The sequence below is a fragment of the Neobacillus sp. 114 genome (assembly GCF_030127045.1).
Classification (GTDB): Bacteria; Bacillota; Bacilli; order Bacillales; family Cytobacillaceae; genus Neobacillus; species Neobacillus rhizophilus.
Genome location: NZ_CP126144.1, coordinates 1 through 10,000, shown reverse-complemented (window position 1 = coordinate 10,000; position 10,000 = coordinate 1). Strand labels below are relative to the sequence as shown.

At 42.6% G+C, this 10,000-nt stretch carries 7 protein-coding genes and 1 rRNA gene (1 of these 8 cut by a window edge); all 8 read right to left on the bottom strand.

Features of this window, described 5'->3' with window-relative positions; all coding sequences use genetic code 11:
* A 16S ribosomal RNA gene (locus QNN06_RS00040) occupies positions 1–612 on the bottom strand; it reaches 938 nt to the left of the window's first position.
* Between the two features lie 257 nt (positions 613–869).
* Positions 870–3,392: a DNA gyrase subunit A gene (gene gyrA, locus QNN06_RS00035; protein WP_213116945.1), complete on the bottom strand. Its 2,523-nt coding sequence runs from the start codon at positions 3,390–3,392 to the stop codon at positions 870–872.
* Positions 3,393–3,584: 192 nt separating this feature from the next.
* Positions 3,585–5,507, bottom strand: a complete 1,923-nt coding sequence (gene gyrB, locus QNN06_RS00030; protein WP_213116946.1) for a DNA topoisomerase (ATP-hydrolyzing) subunit B — start codon at positions 5,505–5,507, stop codon at positions 3,585–3,587.
* Positions 5,508–5,572: 65 nt separating this feature from the next.
* On the bottom strand, positions 5,573–5,821 hold the full coding sequence (gene remB / locus QNN06_RS00025; protein WP_213116948.1) for an extracellular matrix regulator RemB: 249 nt from the start codon (positions 5,819–5,821) through the stop codon (positions 5,573–5,575).
* An 8-nt stretch (positions 5,822–5,829) separates the two neighbouring features.
* On the bottom strand, positions 5,830–6,948 hold the full coding sequence (recF, locus tag QNN06_RS00020; RefSeq protein WP_213116949.1) for a DNA replication/repair protein RecF: 1,119 nt from the start codon (positions 6,946–6,948) through the stop codon (positions 5,830–5,832).
* An 18-nt stretch (positions 6,949–6,966) separates the two neighbouring features.
* Positions 6,967–7,182 carry a S4 domain-containing protein YaaA gene (gene yaaA / locus QNN06_RS00015; protein WP_213116950.1) on the bottom strand — a complete coding sequence of 72 codons (216 nt, stop codon included), beginning with the start codon at positions 7,180–7,182 and terminating at the stop codon, positions 6,967–6,969.
* Positions 7,183–7,332: 150 nt separating this feature from the next.
* Positions 7,333–8,469 (bottom strand): DNA polymerase III subunit beta, encoded by a 1,137-nt coding sequence (dnaN, locus tag QNN06_RS00010; protein ID WP_213116951.1) that lies wholly within the window; start codon positions 8,467–8,469, stop codon positions 7,333–7,335.
* Between the two features lie 184 nt (positions 8,470–8,653).
* Positions 8,654–10,000: a chromosomal replication initiator protein DnaA gene (dnaA, locus tag QNN06_RS00005; RefSeq protein ID WP_213116952.1), complete on the bottom strand. Its 1,347-nt coding sequence runs from the start codon at positions 9,998–10,000 to the stop codon at positions 8,654–8,656.

The window sequence follows — 10,000 nt, the reverse complement described above, 5'->3', positions numbered from 1 at the left end:
CACATCAGACTTAAAGGACCGCCTGCGCGCGCTTTACGCCCAATAATTCCGGACAACGCTTGCCACCTACGTATTACCGCGGCTGCTGGCACGTAGTTAGCCGTGGCTTTCTGGTCAGGTACCGTCAAGGTACCGGCAGTTACTCCGATACTTGTTCTTCCCTGACAACAGAGCTTTACGACCCGAAGGCCTTCATCGCTCACGCGGCGTTGCTCCATCAGACTTTCGTCCATTGTGGAAGATTCCCTACTGCTGCCTCCCGTAGGAGTCTGGGCCGTGTCTCAGTCCCAGTGTGGCCGATCACCCTCTCAGGTCGGCTACGCATCGTCGCCTTGGTGAGCCGTTACCTCACCAACTAGCTAATGCGCCGCGGGCCCATCTGTAAGTGTCAGCCGAAACCGACTTTCAACCTTCCCTCATGTGAGGGAAGAAATTATCCGGTATTAGCTCCGGTTTCCCGAAGTTATCCCAGTCTTACAGGCAGGTTGCCCACGTGTTACTCACCCGTCCGCCGCTAATCACCAGGAGCAAGCTCCCAGTGATTCGCTCGACTTGCATGTATTAGGCACGCCGCCAGCGTTCGTCCTGAGCCAGGATCAAACTCTCCAATAAAGTTGAGTTGATTAGCTCAAAAATGTTACGTTGGCTTCGTTTCAAACGAAACGAATATTATTGTTTGTTGACGTTTTTGTTTGTTTAGTTTTCAAAGGTCAATTTCTCTATCGCTCAGAAGCGACTTTATAAATATATCACCCGTTTAAGTTAAAGTCAACATGTTTTAATCATTTTTTTACTATATAAATATAATAAATTCAAAAGTAATGTTAAATAAAGAAAACAGAGCACCTATTTCAGTGCTCCGTTTATGATTATTCTTCATCAGAAGTGGTATTCACATCTGGGTTTTCACCTGATGCGTTTTCTTCTGTTTCCTCTGTATTTTCATTTTCCTGAACTTCTTCTTTTTCTACTTTAGCCACGGTTGCCACATATTCGTTCTCTTCATCGCCAAGGCTGATTAGTTTTACACCCTGTGTATTCCGGCCCATTTTGGAAATGCCGGCTACATCGATACGAATCAAGACCCCGCCTGTTGTAATCAGCATCAAGTCCTCTTCACCGGTTACCGCTCTCATCGAGACAAGGTCACCGTTCTTATCTGTAATATGGCAGGTCTTAATACCTTTCCCGCCGCGGCCTTGAATGCGATACTCAGAAGCAGCAGTCCGCTTTCCGTAGCCATTTTTCGTTACAATCAGCACTTCATTATCTTCCTCAAGCACTTCCATGCCGACAACCTCATCATCGTTGTCCAAGGTAATGCCTTTTACTCCTGTAGCGGTGCGGCCCATCGAACGGACATCTGTTTCCGGGAAGCGGATCAGCATACCTTTTTTTGTACCGATAATAATATGCTTGCTGCCGTCAGTCATACGGGCAGAAATAAGCTCATCGCCCTCACGCAGACTTATGGCGATTAGTCCGTTATTCCGGATATGGGCAAACGATGACAGCGGTGACCGCTTGGAGACACCTTCTTTTGTGGTAAAGAACAGGTACCAATCGTCCACGAATTCTTCAACAGGGATAATTGCATTTACCCATTCACCTTTTTCAATACCCAGCAGATTGATAATCGGAATGCCTTTCGCCGTGCGGCCGTACTCCGGAATTTCATATCCTTTGGAACGATAGACCTTCCCCTTATTGGTAAAGAAAAGAATCGTATCATGGGTTGAAGTCGTGATCAAATGCTCGACAAAATCATCTTCATTGGTGCCCATACCTTGGATTCCGCGGCCACCGCGTTTTTGTGCGCGGTACGTGGAGACAGGGAGACGCTTAATATAACCGTTATGGGTTAATGAAATGACGATGTTTTCGCGTGGAATCAAATCCTCGTCCTCTATGTTTTCAATTCCGCCTGCTGCAATCTCAGTGCGGCGTTTATCATTGAAACGTTCTTTGATTTCAAGAAGTTCTTCGCGGATAATTTCAAGGACTTTTTCCTCGTCCGCTAAAATGGCTTTTAACTCTGCAATGAGTTTTACAAGCTCCTGATATTCATCTTCAATCTTTTCTCTTTCCAAGCCTGTTAAACGCTGCAAGCGCATATCAAGGATGGCCTGGGCTTGTTTTTCTGAAAGATTAAATTGGGTCATTAACCCTTCACGGGCGATATCTGTCGTTTGCGAGTTGCGGATTAACGTAATGATAGCGTCAATATGGTCAAGTGCGATTCGCAGACCTTCTAAAATATGTGCCCTTGCTTCGGCCTTACGCAATTCAAATGCAGTACGGCGGCGAATGACTACCTTTTGATGGTCTAAATAATAGACTAAACATTGCTTTAGGCTTAGCACCTTTGGCTGCCCATTCACAAGCGCTAGGGTGTTAATTCCAAAGCTGGTTTGCAGCGCCGTCTGCTTGTATAAATTATTCAGCAAAACATTGGCGTTGGCATCCTTACGAACTTCAATGACAATCCGCATTCCGCGGCGGTCTGATTCATCGCGCAGGTCAGTGATGCCATCAATCTTTTTATCACGGACCAATTCCGCTATTTTTTCAATCAGTTTTGCTTTATTTACCTGGTAGGGAAGCTCATTAACAATAATGACCTCTTTACCGTTGGATTTTTGTTCAATTTCTACTTTTGCTCGTATAGTAATGGAGCCCCGTCCTGTTTCATATGCCTTGCGGATGCCGCTGCGGCCTAAGATGATCCCTCCAGTAGGGAAATCAGGCCCCGGGATGATCTCCATCAGCTCCTGAGTGGTAATATCAGGGTCATGGCTGACTGCCAAAACAGCATCGATAGTCTCGCCGAGCTGATGAGGCGGGATGTTGGTTGCCATCCCAACGGCAATTCCAGTTGTACCGTTCACTAATAGGTTAGGGAACCGCGCTGGCAAGACAACCGGTTCTCTTTCCTCGCCATCATAGTTATCTTGATAATCAATCGTGTCTTTGTTAATATCTCTTAATAATTCCATTGAGATTTTCGACATTCTTGATTCAGTGTAACGCATCGCCGCAGCCGCATCACCATCAACCGATCCGAAGTTTCCGTGGCCATCGACAAGCATGTAGCGATAGTTGAAATCCTGCGCCATCCGGACCATGGTTTCATAAACAGCGGAGTCACCATGCGGGTGATACTTACCAATAACATCCCCGACAATACGGGCTGACTTTTTATATGGTTTGTCTGCATGAATTCCTAGATCGTGCATAGCATAAAGAATACGGCGGTGAACCGGCTTCAGGCCATCACGAACATCCGGAAGGGCACGTGAAACGATAACACTCATTGCATAGTCAAGAAACGAGGATTTCATTTCTTGGCTAATATTAATTTCTTTTACTTGAGAATTTGGTGTTTCAGCCATAATTGGTACCTCCTGTTAGGGTGTCACCTAAAATAAAAAAGGAGGATAGTGGACACCTCTACCCTTTTTCCCTTTTTTTAGCTAATAGGAAATTGTAAATTTTCACACATTTATAATTTCCTAACGCATAAATTCAACTACACCTCTATCTTCGTCCTATCGGACCCGCCAATTGGCGAGTTTTCATTTATGTTATATATCTAAATTTTTCACGTATTGAGCGTTTTCTTCGATAAAGTTCCGGCGTGGTTCGACCTTTTCGCCCATCAGCATATCGAAGGTGTCATCCGCTTCGATCGCATCTTCTAGACTTACCTGAAGCATCGTTCTCGAACCTGGATCCATGGTTGTTTCCCATAACTGTTCAGGATTCATTTCTCCCAAACCTTTATAGCGCTGAATATTAGGCTTAGGCTGGCTTGGCAGCTCGGCAAAAACCTTGTCAAGTTCCTTGTCATTATAGGCATATTCCACCCGTTTTCCCTGCTGCACTTTGTAAAGAGGCGGCTGGGCGATATATACATAACCAGCCTCGATAATTTTCCTCATATAGCGGTAAAAGAAGGTCAGCAGCAGCGTACGAATATGGGCGCCATCGACGTCCGCATCCGTCATGATGATGACTTTATGATAGCGGGCTTTTCCAATATCAAAATCCTCACCAATACCAGTGCCAATGGCTGTAATCATTGCCCGGACTTCATTATTGGAAAGAATCCGATCAAGACGTGCCTTCTCAACGTTCAGAATCTTACCGCGAAGCGGCAGGATTGCTTGGAAATGACGGTCGCGTCCTTGTTTCGCCGAACCACCCGCTGAGTCACCCTCAACGATATACAATTCGCTTTCTGATGGGTCTTTAGAAGAGCAGTCTGCCAATTTCCCGGGTAAACTAGATACTTCTAGCGCACTCTTGCGGCGAGTCAATTCCCTTGCCTTTTTGGCAGCGAGCCTTGCTCTTGCCGCCATTAGACCTTTATCGACAATCTTTTTAGCAACCATCGGATTTTCCAACAAGAACTTTTCAAAATGCTGAGCAAAAACGGTATCTGTTATCGCCCTGACTTCAGAATTTCCGAGTTTAGTTTTTGTTTGCCCCTCAAATTGCGGGTCCGGATGCTTAATCGAAACAATCGCTGTCAGGCCTTCGCGAACATCCTCACCGGAAAGGTTCGCGTCGCTTTCTTTAATCAGGTTGTTTTTTCTAGCATAATCGTTAATAACCCTCGTTAAAGCCGTTTTGAAACCAGATTCGTGGGTTCCGCCTTCGTACGTATGAATATTATTGGCGAATGAGTAGATGTTATCTGTATAGCCTTCATTGTATTGCAGGGCAACCTCAACGCTGATTCCATCCTTTTCGCCCTCCATGTAGATAGGCTCTTCAAGAATGACCTCTTTCGTCCGATTTAAATGCTCAACATAGGATTTAATTCCGCCCTCATAATGATACTCATTGCGTTTATTTTCGACACGCTTATCTTCTATGGTGATTTTGATTCCTCGGTTAAGGAATGCGAGTTCACGAAGGCGTGTTGCCAGAATGTCATATTCATATTCAAGTGTTTCTGTGAAAATTTCTCCGTCCGGCCTAAAATGGGTTATGGTTCCGGTTTTGTCGGTTGTACCAACCACCTTTAGTTCAGAAACGACATTGCCGCGTTCAAATTTTATTTCGTGAATATTACCGTCGCGATGTACATAGACTTCCAGCTCAGTAGATAGGGCATTAACAACCGATGCACCAACACCGTGCAGGCCGCCTGAAACTTTATAGCCTCCGCCGCCAAACTTTCCTCCGGCATGGAGAACTGTCATAATGACCTCAACGGCAGGTCTGCCCATTTTTTCTTGGATGCCGACCGGAATACCGCGCCCATTATCCTTTACCGTAATGCTGTTATCTTCTTCAATCGTGACATTGATTTCGTCACAGTAGCCCGCAAGTGCCTCGTCAATACTATTATCAACGATTTCCCAAACAAGATGGTGAAGCCCTTTTCCGCTTGTTGAACCGATGTACATACCCGGTCTTTTCCTCACAGCCTCTAGGCCCTCCAACACTTGTATCTGATTGGCATCATATGCCTGCTCCTGAACTGCTTTTTGATCCATTGTCACTTGATTCACCTGCACTTTCTGCCAAATAAATCCTTATTTTTTGAAAAATTATTATGCTATTAAAATTCTTGTAAATGCATTTGGCTGGAACGTCTTTTTAACGTTCCGGAGGCTATCGGGGACAAATACACTTTGTCAAATGTAATCACAACTGATTTAAAAGGATTTTTTGAGAGGTTGATGACCTTATCCTGATGCCGCTGCAGGAATTCCCCAGCCAACTCAGAATTTTTCACACTATCTTTGTCCAATATGGAGATAATATCCTTTGCCCTAATATTGAGATCTTCCCCGATATGAATATACATGTTCCACCTCAATCTACTTTCTGAATAATACCGGACGAAACCTGGAAGGTTGAGGCTTCCTTTAATGTCTGGTGGTCTATTCCATCAACACTGGTTGTGGTAACAAAGGTTTGAACTTTACCCTGGATGGTATTTAATAAGTGAGATTGCCGATAATCATCTAATTCCGACAACACATCATCCAACAGTAAAATAGGGTACTCACCAATTTCCGCCTGAATTAATTCAATTTCAGCGAGCTTTACCGACAGCGCAGTCGTCCGCTGCTGTCCTTGTGATCCGAACGTTTGCACATCTCTTCCGTTTACGAAAAACAATAAATCGTCCCGATGTGGGCCAAATAGGGTAGTACCACGTTCGATTTCTCTTGTCTTCACCTTTCCGAACTTTTCTTCAAAGCATGTTACCATTTTCGACAACTCTTGTTCTTCTAATACCTCTACGGAAGGTTTATAGTTGATTTCAAGTGTTTCCAGGCCCCTTGATATCCCTTTATGAATCGGACCAGCCCATTTTGCAAGCAAGTGAAGGAATTCAAATCTCTTCGCAATAATCTTTACAGCAACTTGAATAAACTGCTCTGTTAAGATCTCGAGCATTGTTTGATCCGTTTGTTTTTTTATCTGAAGCATTTTCAGATAATGATTGCGCTGTTGAAGTATTTTTTGATATTGGCTCATATCATGTAAGTAAATAGGGGATATCTGGCCAATTTCCATATCAATAAATCGCCTGCGCACCTGAGGACTTCCTTTTACCAAATTAAGATCCTCAGGAGCAAACATGACAACATTCATATTCCCGACATACTGGCTTAATTTCTGCTGCTCAATATGATTAAGTCGTGCTTTTTTTCCCTTTTTTGAAATAACTAATTGTAAAGGCAATGAGCTGTACTGTTTTTGAACCCTACCTTCTATTTTAGCATACTCCTCGTCCCAGCGAATAAGTTCTTTATCATTGGAGGTCCGGTGGGATTTAGCCATGGCCAAAACATAGATGGATTCCATCACATTGGTTTTCCCTTGGGCATTTTCACCTAATATGACATTTACTTTATTTTCAAATTCAATAAATAACTCTTCATAATTGCGATAGTTTTTTAACGATAATGATTCAATATACATTGACTTCTCGTCCTTTACCTATTCGGTAATCACAAATTCTCCAATACCGGGAATTTGGACTTTGTCACCGGCGCGAAGTTTCCTTCCTCTTCTTTGATCCTGTTCGCCATTTACAAAAACTTCATGCTCACTTAAAAACCACTTGGCCATTCCGCCAGTAGAAATAACATCGGCAATCTGCAAGAACTGTCCCAATGTTATAAATTCAGCTTCGAGCTTTATTTTTTCAGGCATCCGCATCACCTAATTCTTAAAAAGTCTCAATACTTTATTTTACTAAAAAAACGGAACAGTTACAAAGGAAACCAAAAATAAACTTATGTTTGTCAAAAAGAAGACCGCCAGTGGAAGAAAGGCGGCCTATGAATAATAGCTTATATATGTTTAGTACGTTCTTACCGGCAAGATAAGCTGTAAAATCGTTTCATCATGAAGAGGGCGGATCAGGAATGGACGCATCGCCCCAGTAAAGCTCACTCTAATATCCGTTCCTTCAAGAGCCTTCAACGCATCCATCATGTATTTAGCGCTGAAAGAAATTTTTAAATCTTCTCCCTCAATGGATTCACTTTGGATTTCTTCGACAACCTTCCCGATTTCTGGAGTATTTGAGGAGATTTCAATGATTCCTCCCTCAATCGTAGAAAGCTTAACAACATTATTTCTGCCTTCGCGTGCTAAAAGGGAAGCACGATCAATTGCATGTAAAAATTCTTTTGTGTTGACAGTAACATCCGTTTTACTTTCATTCGGAATCAATCTTGATGTATCGGGATAGTTTCCTTCCAATAATCTTGAGAAAAATAAAAGGTGCTTTGCTTTAAACAAAATTTGATTCTCGGTAATGACAATATCAATTTGCTCATTCGAGTCATCAATAATTTTGCTAAGTTCATTCAGACTTTTTCCTGGAATGACAACGTTGTAGCTGTCACTCGTTTCCATTTCTACTTTTGCTTTGCGGAGTGCAAGGCGATGGCTATCTGTTGCAATACAGGTTAATTCGCCATTCTCAATTCGCCAGTTTACACCTGTCAAGATTGGCCGTGTTTCAGATGTGGACACCGCAAAATGAGTTTGTCTGATCATTGCCTTCAATAGGTCAGTAGCAATATGGAACTTATTATTTTCTTCAATCTGTGGCAGGTGTGGATATTCCTCTGCATCCAAACCAATCAGGTTAAATTCTGATTTACCGGAACGAATAACGGTTTGCAGGTGGTTTAATACCTCAATTTCGACAGAATCTGTTGGCAGCTTTTTCACGATTTCGCTAAAAAACTTCGCCTGCAAAACAATGGAGCCTGTTTGTTTAATTTCTACAATCTCATCGCCGGCTTCTTCTTTAGGGATAAATGATTCAATGGAAATATCAGAATCACTTCCAGTTAAGGTTACTCCCTCGTCTGTTGTGGTGATTTTAATCCCCGTTAAGATTGGAATGGTTGTTCTCGATGTGACAGCCTTCATTACATCCTGGACACTTTGAACTAAGCGGTCGCGTTGGATTATAAATTTCATGTTTAAATCCTCCGTTTTAGGAATATTTTTTAACGCAATTACATATAATATTTTTTTAAAAAAATTAGTAGAAGTACTAGTAGGGCTTGTTAACATGTGGATAACTAGCTTTTTCAAAGGAAACACAGCCTATCCACATGTGGACAGACTGTGTATACATTCTCGGAAGTTATTCACAATAGGTCTAAATTTTCAACAGGTCATTTAGTTCTTTAATTTGCCGCTGCAGTTGAGAATCAGTTAGCAGCAGCTTTGAAATTTTTTCATGAGCATGAATAACGGTGGTGTGGTCACGGCCGCCAAATTCTTCTCCTATTTTCGGCAAAGAATAATCGGTTAATTCACGAGATAAGTACATGGCAATCTGCCTAGGGAAAGCAATTGACTTTGTTCGCTTTTTCGCCTTAAAATCTTCAAGCTTAATGCTAAAATGTTCGCCAACAATCTTTTGAATATCATGAATGGTAATTACCTTTGGCTTAGAGGAAGGAATAATATCCTTCAATGCCTCCGCTGCCAGATCAGCATTGATATCCTTATTGATTAACGAAGAATAAGCGACAACTCGGATAAGTGCCCCTTCAAGCTCACGAATGTTGGAATCAATTTGATTCGCAATATACAGCATCACTTCATTAGGGATATCGAGGCCCTCTGCCTTCGCTTTCTTTCGCAAAATGGCAATTCTCGTTTCCAAATCTGGAGGGGTGATATCTGTGATTAAGCCCCACTCAAAGCGTGAACGCAAGCGGTCCTCCAAGGTTGGAATCTCTCTTGGCGGCCGGTCACTGGAAATGACGATTTGCTTACTTTCTTCATGTAGGCTGTTAAAGGTATGGAAAAATTCCTCCTGGGTTGATTCTTTTCCAGCCAAAAACTGAATATCATCTATTAGGAGGACATCCACGTTTCGATATTTATTGCGGAAATTCTCAGCCTTGTTGTCACGAATCGAGTTAATAAATTCATTTGTAAATTTTTCTGATGATAAATAAACTACTTTAGCTGAAGGATTATGATCTAAAACATAATGACCGATCGCGTGCATTAAGTGCGTTTTTCCTAATCCGACGCCTCCGTAAATAAATAAGGGATTGTATGCTTTGGCCGGGGCTTCCGCAACGGCAAGCGAAGCAGCATGGGCAAAGCGGTTTCCGGATCCAATTACAAAAGTATCAAATGTATATTTTGAATTTAAAATATTAGAAGGAAAATCGTTATGCTCTTCATCCTTTTTCGCCTTTTTTGGCGGTGTCGGGATTTCAAGCTCCTCCTCCTTCTGATTTTGCGGAATGATAAACTTTACAGCTAATTCTTCCCCTGTAATATCGTAAAGAATTCCTGAAATTAGCTGAGAATAGCGTTCCTCCAGCCAATCGCGGGCAAATTCATTTGGCGCTGTGATGACAAGCAAATCGCCCTGAAGGGAATGAGCCTTTGTTGATTTTAGCCAAGTATCAAAGCTCGGTTTGCTGATTTTTTTCTCTATATTGGCAAGGGCCGCATGCCAAAGATCCGCAATATTTTCCAC